This window comes from Streptomyces sp. DH12 (genome assembly GCF_020873895.1).
In the GTDB taxonomy this organism is placed as follows: domain Bacteria; phylum Actinomycetota; class Actinomycetes; order Streptomycetales; family Streptomycetaceae; genus Streptomyces.
Map to the genome: position 1 here is coordinate 1 of NZ_JAHWGT010000303.1, position 697 is coordinate 697.

General features: G+C 72.7%; 2 pseudogenes. One reads left to right on the plus strand and one right to left on the minus strand.

From position 1 onward, the window contains the following. Nucleotides 1-249 (plus strand): annotated as a pseudogene (locus LPA54_RS34175) (hypothetical protein); the annotation flags it as partial. 51 nt (nucleotides 250-300) lie between these two features. On the opposite strand, the pseudogene LPA54_RS34180 reads toward LPA54_RS34175, so the two are convergent. Then, nucleotides 301-697, minus strand: a pseudogene (locus LPA54_RS34180) (glycosyl transferase); the annotation flags it as partial.

Here is a 697-nt window from a genome sequence, read left to right on the forward strand (position 1 = left end):
TCCCGCGACGACTTGCACTACTTCGTACGCCCCGGCACCACGCGATCCTGCTGACCCGCCGCTCCGACGGCGGCCCGCAGGGGTCGCCGCTGACCAGCGAGGTCGACGATTCCGGGCGGATCGTGGTGTCCACGTACCCGGAGCGCGCCAAGACCCGCAACGCCTGGGGGCACCTCCCAGGCCCTTAGGCACTGGGGGAGGGACCCGCGGGTCGCCCCGATCGTCCTGAGTGACGACTGGAACGGCCCCTGAGTGCGGATCGACGGCACCGCCGAGGTGCCACGTGGTCGTGGGGCGGGGTCAGTTCTCGGACGTCGGGCGGGTGAGGTCGTAGAAGGTGACGGAGCCGGCGGTGACGTGGGTGAAGTGGGACTGCACCCAGGCGGTGATCCGGGAGGCGGCACCGGTGCCGGCTCCTCCGCCTCGGCCCGTGCCGCCTCCGCCTGCGCCTCCGTCTCCGCCGGCGACGAAGTAGTGGATGCGGCCGTCCTTCACGTACTGCTGGAACTGCGCGAGGGTCGGGGACGGGTCGGTGCCGTTGAAGCCGCCGATCGCCATGACCGGTTCGCCGGTGGCGAGCTGGTAGCTCGCGGCGTTCTGCGCGCCGACCGCCGCGGCGGCCCAGGTGTGGTCGTCGGCGCCGGCCTCCAGCAACTCGCGTGCTTCGGCGTCGACGTCGGTGCCGCCGAGGAGACCG